The 19,721-nt window shown below is 71.0% G+C and carries 15 protein-coding genes; 1 reads left to right on the top strand and 14 read right to left on the bottom strand.

The features are described 5' to 3' along the window. The first annotated feature begins 64 nt into the window (after positions 1–64). A complete protein-coding gene (ileS, locus tag ACFF45_RS01140) occupies positions 65–3,196 on the top strand; it encodes an isoleucine--tRNA ligase (RefSeq protein WP_381340605.1) in 3,132 nt (1,043 codons plus the stop codon). A 201-nt stretch (positions 3,197–3,397) separates the two neighbouring features. On the opposite strand, the gene ACFF45_RS01135 is transcribed toward ileS, so the two are convergent. The 14 genes from ACFF45_RS01135 to ACFF45_RS01070 form a co-directional block, all read right to left on the bottom strand. Next, the gene (locus tag ACFF45_RS01135) at positions 3,398–4,633 is read right to left on the bottom strand and encodes a DivIVA domain-containing protein (RefSeq protein ID WP_381340603.1); all 1,236 of its coding nucleotides are present in this window, start codon (positions 4,631–4,633) and stop codon (positions 3,398–3,400) included. Between the two features lie 53 nt (positions 4,634–4,686). Next, on the bottom strand, positions 4,687–4,971 hold the full coding sequence (locus ACFF45_RS01130; RefSeq protein ID WP_007448661.1) for a YggT family protein: 285 nt from the start codon (positions 4,969–4,971) through the stop codon (positions 4,687–4,689). 80 nt (positions 4,972–5,051) lie between these two features. After that, a complete protein-coding gene (locus ACFF45_RS01125; protein ID WP_381340600.1) occupies positions 5,052–5,693 on the bottom strand; it encodes a cell division protein SepF in 642 nt (213 codons plus the stop codon). 129 nt (positions 5,694–5,822) lie between these two features. Continuing rightward, positions 5,823–6,542 (bottom strand): YggS family pyridoxal phosphate-dependent enzyme, encoded by a 720-nt coding sequence (locus ACFF45_RS01120; protein WP_381340598.1) that lies wholly within the window; start codon positions 6,540–6,542, stop codon positions 5,823–5,825. Positions 6,543–6,548: 6 nt separating this feature from the next. Then, positions 6,549–7,280: a peptidoglycan editing factor PgeF gene (pgeF, locus tag ACFF45_RS01115; RefSeq protein WP_381340595.1), complete on the bottom strand. Its 732-nt coding sequence runs from the start codon at positions 7,278–7,280 to the stop codon at positions 6,549–6,551. Then, positions 7,277–8,467 (bottom strand): cell division protein FtsZ, encoded by a 1,191-nt coding sequence (ftsZ, locus tag ACFF45_RS01110; protein ID WP_381340592.1) that lies wholly within the window; start codon positions 8,465–8,467, stop codon positions 7,277–7,279. Before ftsZ ends, pgeF begins: the two co-directional genes overlap by 4 nt. A gap of 277 nt (positions 8,468–8,744) precedes the next feature. Beyond that, entirely contained in the window at positions 8,745–9,539 is a 795-nt protein-coding gene (locus tag ACFF45_RS01105) for a cell division protein FtsQ/DivIB (protein ID WP_381340590.1), read from the bottom strand. Positions 9,540–9,565: 26 nt separating this feature from the next. Further along, entirely contained in the window at positions 9,566–10,663 is a 1,098-nt protein-coding gene (gene murG, locus ACFF45_RS01100) for an undecaprenyldiphospho-muramoylpentapeptide beta-N-acetylglucosaminyltransferase (protein ID WP_381340587.1), read from the bottom strand. A 6-nt stretch (positions 10,664–10,669) separates the two neighbouring features. After that, positions 10,670–12,025 (bottom strand): putative lipid II flippase FtsW, encoded by a 1,356-nt coding sequence (gene ftsW / locus ACFF45_RS01095; RefSeq protein WP_381340584.1) that lies wholly within the window; start codon positions 12,023–12,025, stop codon positions 10,670–10,672. 103 nt (positions 12,026–12,128) lie between these two features. Then, the gene (gene murD / locus ACFF45_RS01090) at positions 12,129–13,559 is read right to left on the bottom strand and encodes a UDP-N-acetylmuramoyl-L-alanine--D-glutamate ligase (protein ID WP_381340582.1); all 1,431 of its coding nucleotides are present in this window, start codon (positions 13,557–13,559) and stop codon (positions 12,129–12,131) included. Continuing rightward, entirely contained in the window at positions 13,541–14,611 is a 1,071-nt protein-coding gene (gene mraY, locus ACFF45_RS01085; protein ID WP_381340932.1) for a phospho-N-acetylmuramoyl-pentapeptide-transferase, read from the bottom strand. The genes murD and mraY overlap by 19 nt, the downstream gene beginning before the upstream one ends. Continuing rightward, on the bottom strand, positions 14,611–16,014 hold the full coding sequence (locus ACFF45_RS01080) for a UDP-N-acetylmuramoyl-tripeptide--D-alanyl-D-alanine ligase (RefSeq protein ID WP_381340578.1): 1,404 nt from the start codon (positions 16,012–16,014) through the stop codon (positions 14,611–14,613). The genes mraY and ACFF45_RS01080 overlap by 1 nt, the downstream gene beginning before the upstream one ends. Before the next feature lie 28 nt (positions 16,015–16,042). Then, positions 16,043–17,698, bottom strand: coding sequence for a UDP-N-acetylmuramoyl-L-alanyl-D-glutamate--2,6-diaminopimelate ligase (locus ACFF45_RS01075; RefSeq protein WP_381340576.1), 1,656 nt, complete (start codon positions 17,696–17,698; stop codon positions 16,043–16,045). Between the two features lie 27 nt (positions 17,699–17,725). After that, positions 17,726–19,681: a peptidoglycan D,D-transpeptidase FtsI family protein gene (locus ACFF45_RS01070; protein ID WP_381340574.1), complete on the bottom strand. Its 1,956-nt coding sequence runs from the start codon at positions 19,679–19,681 to the stop codon at positions 17,726–17,728. Positions 19,682–19,721: the final 40 nt, after the last annotated feature.

Genomic DNA, 19,721 nt, shown 5'->3' with positions numbered 1-19,721 from the left:
GCGTACGGAAACGTAGCTCTCGTCCCTCCGGACGGAAGGCAGCAAGTCCGCCGGAGGAAGATCGATGACGACGTACCGACAGGTGCCCGCCCAGGTCGACCTGCCCGCCCTTGAGCACGCCGTGCTCGACTTCTGGCGCGAGCAGAAGATCTTTGCCAAGAGCCTGGAGCAGTCCGAGGGCCGCCCCGAGTGGGTGTTCTACGAAGGCCCCCCCACCGCGAACGGCATGCCGGGCGCCCACCACATCGAGGCGCGCGTCTTCAAGGACGTCTTTCCCCGCTTCCGCACCATGCGCGGCTACCACGTGGCCCGCAAGGCCGGCTGGGACTGCCACGGCCTGCCGGTGGAGCTGGCGGTGGAGAAGGAGCTGGGCTTCTCCGGCAAGAAGGACATCGAGGCGTACGGCATCGCCGAGTTCAACGCCAAGTGCCGCGAGTCCGTGCTCCGCCACACCGACGCCTTCTCCGAGCTGACCACCCGCATGGGCTACTGGGTCGACCTCGACGAGGCGTACGTGACCATGGAGCCCGAGTACATCGAGTCGGTCTGGTGGTCGCTGAAGGAGATCTTCAAGAAGGGCCTGCTGGTCCAGGACCACCGCGTCGCCCCCTGGTGCCCCCGCTGCGGCACCGGTCTGTCCGACCACGAGCTGGCCCAGGGCTACGAGACGGTCGTCGACCCCTCCGTCTACGTCCGCTTCCCCCTGACCTCCGGCCCGCTGGCCGGCCGCGCCGCGCTCCTGGTGTGGACGACCACCCCGTGGACCCTCGTCTCCAACACGGCCGTCGCCGTCCACCCCGAGGTCACCTACGTCGTCGCGACCGACGGCGAGGAGCAGCTCGTGGTCGCCGAGCCGCTGGTCGAGAAGGCCCTCGGCGAGGACTGGCAGACCACCGGGCAGAGCTTCACCGGCGCCGAGCTGGAGCGCTGGACGTACCAGCGCCCCTTCGAGCTGGTGGAGTTCCCGAGCGAGGCCCACTTCGTCGTCAACGCCGAGTACGTCACCACCGAGGACGGCACCGGCCTGGTCCACCAGTCCCCCGCCTTCGGTGAGGACGACCTCAAGGTGTGCCGCTCCTACGGCCTGCCGGTGGTCAACCCGGTCCGCCCGGACGGCACCTTCGAGGAGGACCTGCCCCTCGTCGGCGGCGCCTTCTTCAAGAAGGCCGACGAGAAGCTCACCGAGGACCTCGGCGAGCGCGGCCTGCTCTTCAAGCACCTGCCGTACGAGCACAGCTACCCGCACTGCTGGCGCTGCCACACCGCGCTGCTCTACTACGCGCAGCCGTCCTGGTACATCCGCACCACGGCCGTCAAGGACCGCCTCCTGGCGGAGAACGAGCGGACCAACTGGTACCCGGACACGGTCAAGCACGGCCGCTTCGGCGACTGGCTGAACAACAACATCGACTGGGCCCTGTCCCGCAACCGCTACTGGGGCACCCCGCTGCCGATCTGGCGCTGCGAGGACGACCACCTCACGGTCGCCGGCTCCCGCGCCGAGCTGACCGAGCTGACCGGCACCGACCAGTCCGGCCTCGACCCGCACCGCCCGTACATCGACGAGGTCACCTTCGCCTGCCCGCAGTGCCAGAAGACGGCGACACGCGTGCCGGAGGTCATCGACGCCTGGTACGACTCGGGTTCCATGCCGTTCGCGCAGTGGGGCTACCCGTACAAGAACAAGGAACTCTTCGAGTCCCGCTACCCGGCGCAGTTCATCAGCGAGGCCATCGACCAGACCCGGGGCTGGTTCTACACGCTGATGGCGGTCGGCACCCTGGTGTTCGACAAGTCGTCGTACGAGAACGTCGTCTGCCTCGGTCACATCCTCGCCGAGGACGGCCGGAAGATGTCCAAGCACCTGGGCAACATCCTCCAGCCGATCCCGCTCATGGACCAGCACGGCGCGGACGCGGTCCGCTGGTTCATGGCGGCCGGCGGCTCCCCGTGGGCGGCCCGCCGCGTCGGTCACGGCACCATCCAGGAGGTCGTCCGCAAGACGCTCCTCACCTACTGGAACACGGTCGCCTTCCAGGCCCTGTACGCCCGCACGTCGAGCTGGGCCCCGTCCGAGGCCGACCCGGCCCCGGCCGACCGCCCGCTGCTCGACCGCTGGCTGCTGTCCGAGCTGCACGCGCTGACCGACCAGGTGACCCGTTCCCTGGAGGTGTACGACACCCAGCGCGCCGGCAAGCTGCTGTCGGCGTTCGTCGACGACCTGTCCAACTGGTACGTGCGCCGCTCCCGGCGCCGCTTCTGGCAGGGCGACAAGGCGGCGCTGCGCACGCTGCACGAGGTCGTCGAGACGGTCACGAAGCTGATGGCGCCGCTGACCCCGTTCATCACCGAGCGGGTCTGGCAGGACCTGATCGTGCCGGTCACGCCCGGAGCGCCGGAGTCGGTGCACCTGTCCTCCTGGCCGGAGGCGGACCTGACCGCCATCGATCCCGAGCTGTCGAAGCAGATGGTGCTGGTGCGCCGCCTGGTGGAGCTGGGCCGCGCCACGCGCGCGGAGTCGGGCGTCAAGACGCGTCAGCCGCTGAAGCGGGCGCTGATCGCCGTGACCGGTTTCGACGCCCTCTCCCCCGAACTGCACACCCAGATCACGGAGGAGCTGAACGTCGAGTCGCTCGCCTCGCTGAGCGAGGTCGGCGGCTCCCTGGTCGACACCACGGCCAAGGCCAACTTCCGTGCGCTGGGCAAGCGGTTCGGCAAGCGCGTCCAGGACGTCGCCAAGGCCGTGGCGAACGCCGACGCGGCCGCGCTCTCCCTCGCCCTGCGCGAGGGCACGGCGTCGGTCGAGGTCGACGGCGAGACGATCACCCTGGCACCGGACGAGGTCATCATCACGGAGACCCCGCGCGAGGGCTGGTCGGTGGCGTCGGACTCGGGTGCCACGGTCGCCCTCGACCTGGAGATCACCGAGGAGCTCCGCCGCGCGGGCCTCGCCCGGGACGCGATCCGCCTGATCCAGGAGGCCCGCAAGAACAGCGGCCTCGACGTGGCCGACCGCATCGCACTGCGCTGGACGGCGACGGACCCGGCGACGATCGCCGCCCTCACCGACCACGCCACGCTGATCGCCGACGAGGTCCTGGCGACGGACTTCGCCCAGGGCGAGGCGGACGGGGGCTTCGGCGCCCCGTTCACGGACGAACCCCTGACGCTCACCTTCCGACTGCGCAAGGCGTAGCGCTCGCCCGGAGGTCAGGGCCCGCCAGGAAAATCCTGGCGGGCCCTGACCTCCGGCGTTGCGTACACCCACACAACTGCACCCACACGCGCGCACTTACGGCATATACCGTGAACACGCGTAGCAAAAGGGCGGGGCCCCGGATACCGATCCGGGGCCCCGCCCTGAACGCCGCCGATGTCTACGCCGTACTACGTGCCGTCAGTTGTCGTCCTCGTCGATGAGGAAACCGCGCATCGGCGAGGGAGCCTGACCCATCGGCGACGGGCCCTGCGGCCGCACCGGAGCCATCGGCTGGGTCATCGCCGGGGACATCTGCTGCTGACTGCCGTAGGAGGGAGCGGCCGGTGAGGGGGCGCCGCCCATCGCCTGGCTGCCGCCGTAGGACGGGGCACTCGCGCCGGCCGGGGCCATGGAGGGCGCCGGGGACGGCGGGAGGGACGCGGTCGCCGGCGTGCGCGGCGGGGCGAGCGAGTCGTCCGCCTGGGTCTCCAGCTGACGCAGCTGCGACTCCAGGTAGGACTTCAGGCGCGTGCGGTACTCCCGCTCGAAGCCGCGCAGGTCCTCGACCTTGCGCTCCAGCGTGGCGCGGGCGGACTCCAGCGAGCCCATCGCGACGCGGTGCTTCTCCTGGGCGTCCCGCTCCAGCGCGTCGGCCTTGGCGCGGGCGTCCCGCTCCAGGCCCTCGGCGCGCGAACGAGCCTCACCGACGATCTTGTTGGCCTCGGAACGGGCCTCCGCGATCGCCTGGTCGGCGGTCTGCTGGGCCAGCGACAGAACGCGCGCGGCGCTGTCGCCACCGGGGCCCTGGCCGGGCATACCGGGACCACCCATCGGACCGCCCATGGGACCCGGGCCCATCTGACCCTGCATCGGCCCCTGGCCCATCGGGCCGGGACCCTGCGGACCCTGACCGCCGGGACCGGCGGGCAGCTGCGGCGCACCGCTCGGCAGCTGGGGCGGGCCACCCATGGGGCCACCCATCTGCTGCTGCGGCGGGCCCGATATGCCGGCGGGTACGGGAGCGCCGGGACCGCGCATGCCCTGCTGCGGCATGCCCTGCTGGGGCATACCCTGCTGGGGCATGCCACCCTGCTGGGGCATACCCTGCTGCGGCATGCCACCCTGCTGGGGCATACCCTGCTGCGGCATACCACCCTGCTGAGGCATACCCTGCTGCGGCATACCGCCCTGCTGAGGCATACCCTGCTGCTGGTCCTGCCCCTCCGGAGGCTTGCGCATGTTCTGCTGGTTCTGGGCGGCGGCGCGGGTGGCCGCGGCCAGCTTGGCGCGCAGGTCCTCGTTCTCGCGGAGCAGACGGGTCAGCTCGGCTTCGACCTCATCGAGGAAGGCATCGACCTCGTCCTCGTCATAGCCTTCTCGGAGGCGGACGGTCGTGAACTGCTTGTTCCGCACGTCCTCGGGGGTCAACGGCATCTCTTCACCTCAACGTAGTCGTCGGCATTCGGCAAGACCGTAGTTCACATCGCTCACAGCCGGCTCACGATCGAGATCAGGATGTAGACGATGATCATCAGTACGAAGAAGGACAGGTCGAGCGCCACGCCCCCGAGACGCAGCGGCGGGATGAACCGCCGCAGAAGCTTGAGCGGTGGATCGGTGACAGTGTAGGTGGCCTCCAGAACGACCACCATCGCCTTGCCGGGTTGCCATGAGCGGGCGAACTGGAAGACGTAGTCCATGACCAACCGGAAAATAAGCACGATGAGGAAGCACATCAGCGCGATGTAGACGACATCCAGGACCACGCTCATGACCCGTGCTTCCCTCTCCCCTGATCCGTGCTCTGGGTACTGCTCGGTGATGCTTGCACTGCTGTTTCCGGTCGTGCGTCTCAGCTCTGGTTGAAGAACCCGCCCTCTGCGATGCGGGCCTTGTCCTCCGCCGTGACATCGACGTTAGCAGGAGACAACAGGAAGACCTTCTGCGTCACCCGCTCGATACTGCCGTGAAGACCAAACACCAAACCCGCCGCAAAGTCGACAAGTCGCTTGGCGTCTGTGTCGTCCATCTCAGTCAAGTTCATGATCACGGGGGTGCCTTCGCGGAAGTGTTCCCCGATGGTACGGGCTTCGTTGTAGGTCCGCGGGTGGAGCGTGGTGATCCGGTACGGCTCTCGTTCCGACACGACCTTGGGCATGATCACCGGCGCGTTCTTCTCCAGGCTCTGACGTTCTTGTGTGATGGATGCCACGGGCGCGATGCGCGCCGGACGTCCGGATTCCGCGGGGAGCGAAGGGATGCGGGAGACCGGCTCGCGGGGTGCCGGAGGCTGCACCACTCGCACCGATTCGTCCCTTTGGGGCTGATGTGCACTGTGGGACTGGTGCGACGACTCGTGCCGCCGGTGGTCCCGTTCGGGCTCCGGGTCGAGTTCCGGTTCGAAGTCGTCGTCGGGGTCGAATCCCCGGCCGTCGTACCCATCGTCCTCCACGAGGCCGAGGTAGACCGCCATCTTGCGCATCGCGCCGGCCATGCTCTGAGTCCTCCGCTCTGTGGTGGATCGGCTGACGACTGCCAAGTGCCCGCGATCCACGAGGTCGTTACGCCCGCCCTGCGACGGCAATGACCATATTTTCTGCTGTGGTCCGACTTCTTGGCGACGTTACCCGAGCCTGGGGCGGACTCCGAGTACCGCGGTGCCGACGCGCACATGTGTCGCTCCGGCGGCCACGGCCTGCTCGAGATCCGCACTCATCCCTGCCGAGACCATGGTGGCAGCCGGATGGGTCCGGCGCAGGTCAGTCGACAAATCCATCATCCGCTCGAACGCCGCCCGTTCGCGCCCCGCGTACTCCCCGGTGAGCGGCGCGACGGTCATCAGCCCGTCCATCCGCAGCCCCGGGGACCCGGCCACGAGGTCCGCCAACTCCGCGATCCCGCCCGGCGCCACGCCGCCCCGCTCGCCCCGCGCGCTCTCGCCGGCGTCGAGCGCGACCTGGATCAGGCAGCCCACCTCGCGCCCGGCGCGCACGGCCTCCCGGGAGAGAGTTGTGACAAGCCTGGAACGATCGACGGACTGTACGACATCCGCGTAACCGACCACGGAACGCACCTTGTTGGTCTGCAACTGTCCGACGAAGTGCCACGCAAGCGGCAGATCCGAACATTCCGCGGCCTTGGGCGCCGCGTCCTGGTCACGGTTCTCGGCGACGTGACGCACACCGAGTTCCGACAGGATCCGCACGTCGGCCGCGGGGTACGTCTTGGTTACCACGATCAGGGTCACCTCCTCGCGCGGCCGCCCGGCGGCCGCGCAGGCGGCGCCGATACGTTCCTCCACCGCCGCCAAATTTCCGGCGATTTCATCCTTACGGTCCGTCATGTCCCATCAGTCCAGCCACACATAGCCCGCGAGCCGACCGGTGGTGCGGTCGCGGCGGTACGAGAAGTGGTCGCCCGACTCCCGGGTGCACACCGTCGACTGCGCCCGGTCGCGCACCCCGAGCCGGGTGAGCTGGGCGTGCACGCCGGCGGCCACGTCGACCGCGGGCGTGCCCCAGCTCGTCTCGGCGTACGCCTCCGGCTCGGCGGCGGCCACCTCGGCGCGCATCGCCTCCGGCACCTCGTAGCACCGGCCGCACACGGCGGGTCCGGTGCGGGCCACGATCCGGTCCGGCTCGGCGCCCAGTTCCGTCATCGCGCGCAGCGCGGCCGGTACGACGCCCGCCACCATGCCGGGCCGGCCCGCGTGGGCCGCGGCGGCGACCCCGGCGACGGGGTCGGCGAGCAGCACCGGCAGGCAGTCGGCGGTGAGCACGGCGAGGGCGAGGCCGCGCCGCCGGGTCACGATCGCGTCGACCGAGGGCACGGGCGTGCCGGGGTCCCAGGGTCCGTCGACCACGGCCACGTCGTCGCCGTGCACCTGGTTCATCCACACGACCCGGCCGGGGTCGAGTCCCAGGGACTTGGCGGCCAGCTCCCGGTTGGTCCGTACCGCCTCGGGGTCGTCGCCGACCGCCCCGCCCAGGTTGAGCTCCTCGTACGGAACGGCGCTCACCCCGCCCCACCGGTCGGTGAAGGCGAAGTGCGCGCCGCTCGCGGTGTCGCGCTGTCCTATCACTTCAGGAAGTCCGGTACGTCCAGCTCCTCGGCCGCGCTGTCCGTGTAGGAGCGCGACGGCGGGACCGGCGGCGGCGCCTGGATCTCGCTCACCGGCTCGGGCGCGGGCTCCGGCTCCTCCTTCGGCTTGACGCTGCCGAGGGCGCCGAAGGACGGACGGGACTCGGGCTGCCGCACGGGGGCCGGCTCCTCGCGCTTGGCGGAGGACGAGCCGAGGACGTTGTCCCGGCGGGCGGGGGGCTGGCCCCCGTCGAAGCCGGCCGCGATCACGGTGACGCGGACCTCGTCGCCCAGGGCGTCGTCGATGACCGCGCCGAAGATGATGTTGGCCTCGGGGTGGGCGGCCTCGCTGACCAGCTGGGCGGCCTCGTTGATCTCGAACAGGCCGAGGTCGGAGCCGCCGGAGATGGAGAGCAGCACACCGCGGGCGCCGTCGATGGACGCCTCCAGCAGCGGCGAGGAGATCGCCATCTCGGCCGCGGCCACCGCGCGGTCGTCGCCGCGGGCCGAGCCGATGCCCATCAGGGCCGAACCGGCCTCGGACATGACCGACTTGACGTCGGCGAAGTCGAGGTTGATGAGGCCGGGGGTGGTGATGAGGTCGGTGATGCCCTGGACACCGGAGAGCAGGACCTGGTCGGCCGACTTGAAGGCGTCCAGGACCGACACCTGGCGGTCGGAGATGGACAGCAGCCGGTCGTTCGGGATGACGATGAGGGTGTCGACCTCTTCGCGGAGCTCGGCGATGCCGTCCTCGGCCTGGTTGGCCCGGCGCCGTCCCTCGAAGGTGAACGGGCGGGTGACCACGCCGATGGTCAGGGCGCCCAGGGAGCGCGCGATGTTGGCCACGACGGGCGCGCCGCCGGTGCCGGTGCCGCCGCCCTCACCGGCCGTCACGAAGACCATGTCGGCCCCCTTGAGGACCTCCTCGATCTCCTCGCGGTGGTCCTCGGCGGCCTTGCGGCCGACGGCCGGGTTGGCTCCGGCGCCGAGTCCGCGGGTGAGTTCCCGGCCGACGTCGAGCTTCACGTCGGCGTCGCTCATCAACAGCGCCTGCGCGTCGGTGTTGATGGCGATGAACTCGACGCCCTTGAGACCGACCTCGATCATCCGGTTGATGGCATTGACACCACCGCCGCCGACACCGATGACCTTGATGACTGCGAGGTAGTTCTGCGGTGCTGCCACGTCGAAGGCCTCTCGCCTCGAATTACGTGCCGTCGTCCCGCGGTGCCCGCGGTCCGACGACTGATGCCGAATGGGACGGTCCGTAGTGCCGACCCGAACCCTAACGCTGAAGTTTAGGGTTACCAGTGTGTCTGTTCCCTGGAGTCTTCTGAACAGGACACTAAGTCGACAAGTGGCGCGCGTACAACGAACACGCCGAACCTCCCGTTTTTCTTTTCACCCTATGTGATCAGCCGTAGCGCTGCCCAGCCAGGGTGCTGGCCTGCGCGGATGTGCGTCAACTCCCTGATGACGCGGGGGCGGTGGGGACGCTGACGTCGAAGTGCCGGGCGCCCGGAGCGGCTTTCATGAGAGCGGTGAGCGTGCGGGCCTTCGCCTGCCCCTTCTCGCCGCTCCCCCAGGCGACGGTGCGCCCGCCGCTCAACTCCAGCGAGATGTCGTCGTACGAACCGACCTTGACGACCCGGGTCTGGCGGGCGACCGCGGCCGGCACGGCGCCGGCGACCCGGACCGCCTCGCGCACCAGGCGGCTCTCGCCGAAGCGGCGGTGGCTGGCCGCGGCCGAACCCGACCGCGACGTCGTCAGTTGCAGGAGCGGAACACCTTTCGGCGCCTCCGACACCGTGGCGAAGCGGACACCCTCGTCGTCCACTTCCACGAACGCGGAGCCCCTCTCGACCACCAGCACCGGCGTCCGCTCGGTGACTTCCAGGCCGATGTCATGAGGCCAGGAACGGACCACCTGAACCCCGTCGATACGGGGCAATTCTCGGCGCAGTCGCGCCTCGATCCCGTCCGTGTCGACGGACACGAGCGGCGCTCCGGCGGGAACGTCGGCCACGTCGCGCACCTGCGCGGGCGACAGGACGCGGGTGCCGGAGACGGTCACGCGCTCCACGCGCGTCCACTGCGAGCCGTACAACAGCCAGCCGATACCGGCGCCCAGAGCCGTGAGGACGAGCGCAAGAATGATGATCTTACGAAGCCTGGGCGGTCGCCACCGCCGGAGGAGGGGCGGGCCGGACGACTCCTGCTGGCGTGCACCGCGCTCGGCGGTGGTCGGTCCGGCCACGCTCCCTGCCTTCCGTTCAGATGTGCCTAGGGGTGTGCACGGTTCGCGGCGATCGCCTCGTACACCATGCCGACGAGGAGTTCGTCGGCGTCCCGGCGGCCGAACTCACCGGCGGCGCGGGACATCTCGTACAGCCGGTGCGGGTCGGCGAGCACCGGCAGCACATTCTGCTGCACCCACTCCGGGGTGAGTTCCGCGTCGTCGACCAGCAGTCCGCCGCCGGCCTTGACCACCGGCTGGGCGTTCAGCCGCTGTTCGCCGTTGCCGATGGGCAGCGGGACGTAGGCGGCCGGGAGCCCGACGGCGGAGAGTTCGGCGACGGTCATCGCGCCCGCGCGGCAGAGCATCATGTCGGCCGCGGCGTACGCGAGGTCCATCCGGTCCAGGTAACTTACCGGGATGTACGGGGGCATCCCCGGCATCTGGTGCACCTGCGGCAGTTCGTTCTTCGGGCCGACCGCGTGCAGGATCTGGATCCCGGCCTGCTGAAGCCACGGGGCGACCTGCTGGACCACCTCGTTGAGCCGGCGGGCGCCCTGCGAGCCGCCGGAGACCAGCAGCGTCGGCAGGTTGGGGTCGAGACCGAACGCCGCGCGCGCCTCGGGCCGCACCGCGGCCCGGTCCAGGGTGGCGATGGAGCGGCGCAGCGGGATGCCGATGTAGCGGGCGCCCCGCAACTTGCTGTCGGGCGTGGAGACGGCCACCTGGGAGGCGTACCGTGAGCCGATCTTGTTGGCCAGGCCGGGGCGGGCGTTCGCCTCGTGGATCACGATCGGCACACCGAGCCGCTTGGCGGCCAGATAGCCGGGCAGCGCCACGTAGCCGCCGAAGCCGACCACGGCGTCCGCCTTGGTGCGCTCCAGGATCTGCTCGGCCGCCTTGATCGTGCCGCGCAGCCGGCCCGGGACGGTGATCAGCTCGGGCGTGGGCTTGCGCGGCAGCGGGACGGCGGGGATGAGCGCCAGCTCATAGCCGCGCTCCGGGACGAGCCGGGTCTCCAGGCCGCGCTCCGTGCCCAGGGCCGTGATCCCCACCGTCGGGTCCTGCCTGCGCAGGGCGTCCGCGAGGGCGAGCGCGGGCTCGATGTGGCCGGCGGTCCCCCCACCAGCGAGTACGACATGCACCGAAATTCACCGCTCTCCGGACGAGCGCGCCGCGGCGCGCCGTCGCATCGTGTTCCAACTCCGGGGACTCCGGTTCGACGCAGTACCCCCAGCACCCCGCTTTCTACCAAAGCGGGGTTGCCGCATCGCAAGCGCCGCCCGCGCAGCGGGCTCGTCGCGTGCGAAGGCGATCAGCAGCCCGATGGCGAACATGGTCGGCAGCAGGGCGGATCCTCCGTAGGAGAACAGCGGGAGGGGGACGCCGGCGATCGGCAGCAGGCCGAGCACCGCACCGATGTTGATCACGGCCTGGGCCGTGATCCAGGTGGTCACGCCTCCCGCGGCGTACCTGACGAAGGGGTCCTCCGTGCGTCCGGCCACGCGGATGCCCGCATAGCCTAGAGCGGCGAAGAGGGCGAGCACCGACAGCGTCCCCGCCAGGCCCAGTTCCTCACCGGTGACGGCGAAGATGAAGTCGGTGTGCGCTTCGGGGAGTTGACCCCATTTTTCCACACTCGCGCCGAGCCCCGAACCGAAGAGTCCGCCGGAGGCCAGGGCGTAGATGCCGTGCACGGCCTGCCAGCAGGAGCCGTCCGGGCCCATCTCGGAGGCGCCGATGCAGCGGAACCGGTCCAGCCGGTTGGAGCTGCTCCGGATGAGGATCGTGCCGAGCACCGCGGCGACCCCCAGCACACCGACGAACAGCCGGGTCGGGGCGCCCGCCAGCCACAGCAGGCCGAACAGGATCGCGGTGAGGATGATCGCGGTGCCCATGTCGCCGCCGAGCATGATCAGGCCGAGCACCATGAACGCCACCGGGACCAGCGGCACCAGCATGTGCTTCCACTGCGCGAGCAGGTTGCGGTCCTGCTTGCGGGCGAGCAGGTCGGCGCCCCACAGCACCAGGGCCAGCTTGCCGAACTCGCTGGGCTGGATCTGGAAGGAGCCTCCGACGGCGATCCAGTTCTGGTTGCCGTTGACGGCCATCCCTATCCCCGGCACCTGCACCAGGGCCATCAGGAAGACGGCACCGGCGAGGATCGGGTAGGCCAGCGCCCGGTGCAGCCGCACGGGCATCCGGGCGGCGGCGAACAGCAGCACCGCGCCGATGACCGCGGCCAGCAGCTGCTTGCGGAAGAAGTACGACCCCGGCAGGGACATCTGCAGCGCGGTGATCTGCGAGGCCGAGTAGACCATCACCAGGCCCAGCACGGTGATCAGCAGGCTGCCGCCGAGGATCAGGTAGTACGCCGTCAGCGGGCGGTCCCAGGCCTTGCGCGCGCGGGTGGAGAACCGCACGAAGGGGTTCTCCCGCGGCGGCCGGGGAGCGGGCGGGCGGGCGGCCCGCGCGAGCGGAGGACGTCCTGTACGGCTGCCGGGCATCACCGGCTCCCCGCGCCGGGCAGCCGCCGACCGAACCCGAGCCACATCCGAGTCACCGTCCCTCCATGGGTCCCGCAGCGTCCGCCGTGGCCGCGACCCGCCGTCAGGCGCCCGCGCCGAGTTCGCGAACCGCCTCCGCGAACGCGTCTCCCCGCTTGGTGTAGTTGGCGAACATGTCCATCGAGGCACAGGCCGGTGCCAGGAGCACCGTGTCCCCGGCGACGGCGAGCCGCCGGGCCTCGCGGACCGCCGCGAGCATCGCCCCAGTGTCGGTCCGGTCGAGGTCGACGACGGGTACTTCCGGGGCGTGTCGCGCAAGGGCGTCGCGGATCAGGGCCCGATCCGCGCCGATCAGGACGACGCCGCGCAGCCGCTTCGCCGAGTTGGCGACCAGCTCGCCGAAGGTCGCCCCCTTGGCCAGTCCGCCGGCGATCCACACGATCGAGTCGTACGCCGCCAACGAGGCCTCGGCGGCATGGGTGTTGGTCGCCTTGGAGTCGTTGACGTAGGAGACCCCGTCCACGTCGGCGACGTGCGCGATGCGGTGGGCGTCCGGGGTGAAGGCCCGCAGCCCGTCCCGGACGGCCGTGGCGGGCACGCCGTAGGCGCGCGCCAGGGCCGCCGCGGCAAGGGCGTTGGCGATGTTGTGCGGGGCCGGCGGGTTGACGTCGGAGACCTCGGCCAGCTCCTGGGCGTTCTTGTGCCGGTCCTCGACGAAGGCGCGGTCGACCAGGATGCCGTCCACGACGCCGAGTTGGGACGGCGCCGGGGTGCCGAGCGTGAAGCCGATCGCCCGGCAGCCCTCCTCGACGTCCGCCGCGCGCACCAGGTCCTCGGTGGCCCGGTCGGCGGCGTTGTAGACGCAGGCGACGCGATTGCCCTGGTAGATACGGCCCTTGTCGGCGGCGTACGCCTCCATCGAGCCGTGCCAGTCGAGGTGGTCGGGGGCGAGGTTCAGCACCGCGGCGGAGTGGGCGCGCAGGGAGGGCGCCCAGTGCAGCTGGTAGCTGGACAGCTCGACGGCGAGCACGTCGTAGCGCTCCTCGCCGAGCACCGCGTCCAGCAGCGAGACGCCGATGTTGCCGACGGCGGCGGTGCGCAGCCCGGCGGCGCGCAGGATCGAGGCCAGCATCTGGACGGTCGTCGTCTTGCCGTTGGTGCCGGTGACGGCGAGCCAGGGTGCGGCGTCCGGGCCCCGCAGCCGCCAGGCGAGTTCGACGTCGCCCCAGACCGGGACACCCGCCTGGGCCGCCGCCGTGAACAGCGGCTTGTCCGGCTTCCAGCCGGGCGCGGTGACGATCAGCTCGGTGCCCTCGGGCAGGGTCGCCCCGTCGCCGAGGCGGACGGTGACACCGAGCGCCTCCAGTTCGGCGGCCTGGGCCCGGGCGCGCTCGTCGGCGCCGTCGTTGACGACGGTGACGTGCGCGCCGAGGCCGTGCAGGACCTTGGCCGCCGGGACGCCGGAGACGCCGAGCCCGGCGACGGTGACGTGCTTGCCCTTGAGCTCCGAGGAGGTCACTTTTCCGCTGCCCATCCCGCATAGAAGAGGCCCAGTCCGACAATCACACAGATGCCCTGAATGATCCAGAAGCGGACCACGACCAGGACTTCGGACCAGCCCTTGAGTTCGAAGTGGTGCTGGAGTGGCGCCATCCGGAAGACGCGCTTGCCGGTGAGGCGGAACGAGCCGACCTGGATGACCACCGACATGGTGATCAGCACGAACAGACCGCCGAGGATGGCCAGCAGCAGCTCCGTACGGGAGCAGATGGCCAGACCGGCCAGCACGCCGCCGAGCGCCAGCGAGCCGGTGTCCCCCATGAAGATCTTGGCCGGCGAGGTGTTCCACCACAGGAAGCCGAGGCAGGCGCCCATCAGCGCGGAGGCGACCACCGCGAGGTCCAGCGGGTCCCGGACCTCGTAGCAGGCGCCCGGGTTGGTGAGGGTGCCCGCGTTGGCGCAGGACTCCTGGAACTGCCAGACGCCGATGAAGGTGTAGGCGCCGAAGACCAGCACGGAGGCGCCGGTGGCGAGACCGTCGAGACCGTCGGTGAGGTTCACGCCGTTCGACATCGCCAGGATCATGAACAGCGCCCAGACCACGAACAGCACCGGGCCGATCGTCCACCCGAAGTCGGTGATGAACGACAGCTTGGTGGAGGCCGGGGTGTTGCCGCGGTTGTCCGCGAACTGGAGCGACAGCACCGCGAAGGCGATGCCGACGATCAGCTGCCCGGTCATCTTCGCCTTGGCCCGCAGGCCCAGCGAACGCCGCTTGACGATCTTGATGTAGTCGTCCAGGAAGCCGACCAGGCCCATGCCGGCCATCAGCCCGAGCACCAGCAGACCCGAGAAGGTCGGCGAGTAGCCGGTGATCAGCTTGCTCAGGAAGTACGCGGCGATCGTCGCCAGGATGAAGGCGATACCGCCCATCGTCGGCGTACCGCGCTTGCTGTGGTGCTCGCGCGGGCCGTCGTCGCGGATGTACTGGCCGTAGCCCTTGCGGGCCAGGAGCTTGATCAGCAGCGGGGTGCCGATCAGCGTCAGGAACAGGCCAATGACTCCCGCGAACAGGATCTGCTTCATCATCGGGCGGAAACCTCACCCTCGGCACCCGCGAGCAGCGCCTCGGCGACGCTCTCCAGGCCGACCGAACGGGACGCCTTCACGAGGACGACATCCCCCGGGCGCAACTCGCTGCGCAACAGGTCGACCGCCGCCTGTGCGTCGGACACGTGCACCGACTCCTCACCCCACGAACCCTCGTTATATGCGCCCAGTTGCAGCCAGGCGGCTTCCCTGCCCCCGACCGCGACGAGCTTGCTGACGTTGAGCCGGACGGCGAGCCGCCCGACCGCGTCGTGCTCGGCGAGCGCCTCGTCCCCGAGCTCGGCCATCTTGCCGAGCACCGCCCACGTACGACGTCCCTTGCCGATGGCCACGAGCGCGCGCAGCGCGGCCTTCATGGACTCGGGGTTCGCGTTGTAGGCGTCGTTGACGACCGTCACGCCGTCCGGGCGCTCGGTGACCTCCATGCGCCAGCGGGAGAGGGAGCCTGCCCCGGAGAGCGCGGTGGCGATCTCTTCCGCGGACATGCCCAGCTCATGGGCGACGGCGGCCGCGGCGAGCGCGTTCGACACGTGGTGCTCACCGTACAGGCGCATGGTCACATCACTGCACCCGGAGGGTGTGTGAAGGGTGAAGGAGGGCCGGCCGGACTCCGCCAGGTGCACGTTCTCGGCGCGTACGTCCGCTTCGTCGGTCTCGCCGAAGAGGATCACCCGCGCCTTGGTCCGCGACGCCATGGCGCGGACGAGGGGGTCGTCGGCGTTCAGGACGGCCGTGCCGTCCTCGGGGAGCGCCTCGACGAGCTCGCCCTTGGCCTGCGCGATCTGCTCGCGGCCGCCGAACTCGCCGATGTGCGCGGTGCCCACGTTGAGCACCACGCCGATCCTCGGGGGGGTCAGGCCGGTCAGGTACCGGATGTGGCCGATGCCGCGCGCACCCATCTCCAGCACCAGGAACCTGGTCTCCTCGGTGGCGCTGAGGGCGGTCAGCGGCAGCCCGATCTCGTTGTTGAACGATCCGGGCGTCCACACCGTCGGCGCCTTGCGCTGGAGCACCTGCGCGATCAGGTCCTTGGTGCTGGTCTTGCCCGCGGAGCCGGTGAGTGCCACGAGGGTGGTGCCGAGCTTGCGCACGACGTGCCGGGCGAGGGCGCCGAGGGCCGTCTGGACGTCGTCCACGACGATCGCGGGCACGCCGACGGGCCGCTGCGCGAGCACCGCGACCGCGCCCGCGTCGACGACCTGTGCCGCGAAGTCGTGGCCGTCCACGCGCTCGCCGGCGAAGGCGGCGAACAGACTGCCGGGCACGACCTCGCGCGAGTCCCGGACGACCGGTCCGGTCACCTGTGCCGACGGATCCGGTATGTCGTGCGTCTGCCCGCCGACGGCTTCCGCGATCTCGGCGAGAGAGAGGGCGATCACAAGTTCATCCCCTGGGTCTTCTGGATTTTCATCCCTGGGTTTTCTGGATTGCTGCGCGCAGCACCTGGCGGTCGTCGAACGGACGGACCACCCCGGCGACGTCCTGGCCCTGCTCGTGGCCCTTCCCCGCGACCAGCACCGTGTCCCCGGGCCGCGCCCGGCCGACGGCGGCGGCGATGGCGGCGGCCCGGTCCTCGAAGAGCAGCACCTCGCCGCGTTCGTGCGCCGGCACCGCGGCCGCGCCCCGCAGCATGCTGGCGAGAATCGCGAGGGGGTCCTCGGAGCGGGGGTTGTCGGAGGTCAGCACGGCCGTGTCGGAGAGCCGGGCCGCGGCGGCGCCCATCGGGCCCCGCTTGGTGGTGTCCCGGTCGCCGCCGCAGCCGAGCACGACGTGCAGCCGGCCCTTGGTGACCTTGCGCAGCGCCTTGAGGACCGACTCGACCGCGTCCGTCTTGTGGGCGTAGTCGACGACCGCGAGGTAGTCCTGGCCGGCGTCCACCCGCTCCAGCCGGCCCGGCACGCCCGGTACGGCGGCGATGCCGTCGGCCGCGGTCTGCGGGTCCAGGCCGGCGGCGGCGAGGGCGACGATCGCGGCGAGCGTGTTCGCCACGTTGAACGGGCCCGGCAGCGGCGAACTGGCGCTGATCCGCTCGCCGCCGGGCCCGTGCACGGTGAACGGCGAGTCCAGCGGGCCGACCTCGACGCCCTCGGCGCGCCAGTCGGCGTCCGGGTGCCCCTCGGCGGAGTAGGTGACGACCGGGACGCCGGCCTCGCGGGCGAGCCTGCGGCCGTACTCGTCATCGATGTTGACCACGCCGAGCCTGCTGCGTTCCGGCGTGAACAGCTGCGCCTTGGCCCGGAAGTAGTCCTCCATGTCGGAGTGGAACTCCATGTGCTCCGGGCTGAGGTTGGTGAACACCGCGACGTCGAAGACGCAGCCGTCGACCCGGCCGAGGACCAGCGCGTGGCTGGAGACCTCCATGGCGACCGCCTCGACGCCGCGCTCGCGCATCACCGCGAACAGCGCCTGGAGATCGGTGGCTTCGGGCGTGGTGCGCTCCGACTTGATCCGCTCGTCGCCGATCCGGGTCTCGACCGTGCCGATCAGCCCGGCCGGACGGCCCGTCCTCAGACCGCCCTCGACGAGATAGGCGGTGGTGGTCTTGCCGGAGGTGCCGGTGATGCCGATCTGGAGCAGCTCGCGGCCGGGGTGGCCGTAGATCGTCGCCGCCAGTTCGCCCATCCGCGCGCGCGGGTCGTCGACGGTGAGCACCGGCAGGCCGGTGGCCGCGGCGCGTTCGGTGCCGGCCGGGTCGGTCAGCACGGCGGCGGCGCCGAGGCCGACGGCCTGGGTGACGAAGTCGGCACCGTGCGCGCGGGCGCCGGGCAGGGCGGCGTACAGGTCGCCCGGGCGGACGGCGCGCGAGTCGTGGGAGATGCCCGTGACCCCGGCGGCCCCCTCCGGCGCGGTGACACCCAGCTGGCCGGCGAGGTCCGCGAGGGGTGTGGCGGAGACCCGTTCCGGCCTGGGCGGTCCCGGGTGGGTCACGGGAGCGTCCTGCTGGGTGGTTGGGGACTGATCAGCGTGTGGCACGGCGGTGAGCGTACCGGGCGCACCCGCTCCGGAGCGAAGCGAGGGGCGGGGGGTGCCGTGGTTCCCGGGATCGGGGGTGATCGTTGTCACGGATGGTTCCTGGATGCTCGGTGCTGCTCAGGGCGTGAAGGTGACCGGGTAGTTGGCGGGCTCGGCTCCGGTCGGGGGGATCTGCAGGGTCTTCAGGGCGAACTCCATCACCTGCTTGTAGACCGGTCCGCAGATCTGGCCGCCGAAGTAGCTGCCCTCGGTGGCGTTCTGGATGGCGCAGTAGACGGTGACGCGGGGCTGGTCCGCGGGGGCGAACCCGGCGAACGACGACGTGTAGCCGCGGTACTTGCCGGTGGCCGGGTCCACGCGGTTGGCGGTGCCGGTCTTGCCCGCGACCCGGTAGCCGGGGATGCGCGCCTTGGTTCCGGTGCCCTCCTCGTCGTCGACGACCGACTCCAGCATCCGGGCCAGCGTCGTGGCCGTCCGCTCGCTCACGACCCGCGTCTTCTCGGGCTCGGGGGCGGGTGTGAAGCGCCCGTCCGGCCCCTTCGTGCCGCGTACGAGCGTGGGTTCGACGCGGACGCCGCCGTTGGCGATGGTCGAGTACACGGAGGCGGCCTGCATCGCGTTGATGGAGACGCCCTGACCGAAGGGAATCGTGTACTGCTGGGAGGTCGACCACTGGTCCGGCGGCGCGAGGATGCCCTTGGTCTCGCCGGGGAAGCCCAGCCCGGTGTAACTGCCGAGGCCGAACTTGCGCAGGTAGGTGTACAGCACGCGGTTGGCCTCGGCCTGGGTCCTGCCGAGCTGTCCGGTGGCCAGGATGGTGCCGATGTTGCTGGACTTGGCGAGCACGCCGTTGAGCGTCAGGTACCAGGTCGGGTGGTCGACGTCGTCCTGGAACAGCCGGTCGCCCCGGTGCAGCCGGTTGGGCACGACCACGTGCGTCTGCGGCGTGGCGGCGTTCTCCTCCAGGACGGCGGCCATCGACATGACCTTGGCGGTGGAGCCGGGCTCGTAGGCGTCCTGGAGGGCCGCGTTGCCCATGGCGGTGGCGTCCGCCGTGGACAGGTCGTTGGGGTCGAAGCCGGGCGAGTTGGCCATGGCGAGGATCTCGCCGGTGCGGGTGTCCTGCACGATCACGTAGCCGCGGTCCGCCTCGGACTCCTCCACCTGCTCGGTGATGGCGTTCTGCGCGGCCCACTGGATGTCGCGGTCGATGGTCATCTCGATGTCCGAGCCGGGCACCGCGGGCGTCTCGGTGGAGCCGGCGGTCGGCACCTGCAGGCCGCCGGACTGGGCGTAGCGGATCTTGCCGTCCTCACCGGCCAGCTGACCGTTCAGCTGCTGCTCGATGCCGCCGCCGCCCTTGCCGTCGGCGTTCACCCAGCCCAGTATCCCGGCGGCCAGCTCGCCGTTGGGGTACACGCGCTTGCTGCTGGGTTCGGCCAGCACGCCGGCGAGGACGTTGACGGTGCTCCGGTCGGTCTCCGCCTTGGCGGCGAGCGCGGTCCGCAGGTCCTTGATCTGCCTCCAGACCTGCGGGGTCTGCCGCCCGGCCAGCTTGACGTAGCGCAGCTTCTTGTCCTCGGGCCGCAGTTTGCCGACGAGTTCGGCCTGGTCCTCGCCGAGGATGGGCGCGAGCAGCGCCGCCGCCTGCTCGGGCCCGTCACCGATCTTGAGCTGCTCGCGGGTGAACAGCGTGGGGTCGGCGGTGATGTCGTACGCGTCGACGCTGGTCGCCAGGGCCACACCGGCGCGGTCGGTGATCTGGCCGCGCTGGGCGGCGAGGGTGTGCACGACGTAGCGGTTCTGCTGGGCCTTGGCGGCGTACGCGCTCGCGTCGACGGCCTGCACCTGGAGCAGCCGGACGACGAAGACCAGCAGGACGAGGGTGAGCGCGAAGCCGATCAGGCGCAGCCGGGGGCGGGGGCTGCCGAGGCGGATCCCGCGCGGGGCCCCCGGACGGGGCGGGGCCGGGCGGCGCGCCGGGCGGGCTCCGGGGCCGGGGCGCCGGCCTGCGGAGCGGTCGGGCCGCGCGGGTCCGCGCACGCGGCGGCGCGGCGTTTCCCTGTCGGTCACTTCCGTCACCTGCCCGGGGGTGTGGTCGGGAGGGGGGCGG

The sequence above is a fragment of the Streptomyces cinereospinus genome, from assembly GCF_042430725.1.
Taxonomy (GTDB): Bacteria; Actinomycetota; Actinomycetes; order Streptomycetales; family Streptomycetaceae; genus Streptomyces; species Streptomyces cinereospinus.
This window is presented reverse-complemented; position numbering and strand designations above follow the sequence as displayed.

Excerpts from the sequence above, each read along its gene's own strand:
- mraY (WP_381340932.1), bottom strand. The coding sequence starts at position 14,611 with ATGAAGCAGATCCTGTTCGCGGGAGTCATTGGCCTGTTCCTGACGCTG.
- ACFF45_RS01120 (WP_381340598.1), bottom strand. The coding sequence starts at position 6,542 with ATGACGGACCGTAAGGATGAAATCGCCGGAAATTTGGCGGCGGTGGAG.
- ACFF45_RS01125 (WP_381340600.1), bottom strand. The coding sequence starts at position 5,693 with ATGGCCGGCGCGATGCGCAAGATGGCGGTCTACCTCGGCCTCGTGGAG.
- murD (WP_381340582.1), bottom strand. The coding sequence starts at position 13,559 with ATGGGCAGCGGAAAAGTGACCTCCTCGGAGCTCAAGGGCAAGCACGTC.
- ileS (WP_381340605.1), top strand. The coding sequence starts at position 65 with ATGACGACGTACCGACAGGTGCCCGCCCAGGTCGACCTGCCCGCCCTT.
- ACFF45_RS01135 (WP_381340603.1), bottom strand. The coding sequence starts at position 4,633 with ATGCCGTTGACCCCCGAGGACGTGCGGAACAAGCAGTTCACGACCGTC.
- ACFF45_RS01130 (WP_007448661.1), bottom strand. The coding sequence starts at position 4,971 with ATGAGCGTGGTCCTGGATGTCGTCTACATCGCGCTGATGTGCTTCCTC.
- ftsW (WP_381340584.1), bottom strand. The coding sequence starts at position 12,025 with ATGCCCGGCAGCCGTACAGGACGTCCTCCGCTCGCGCGGGCCGCCCGC.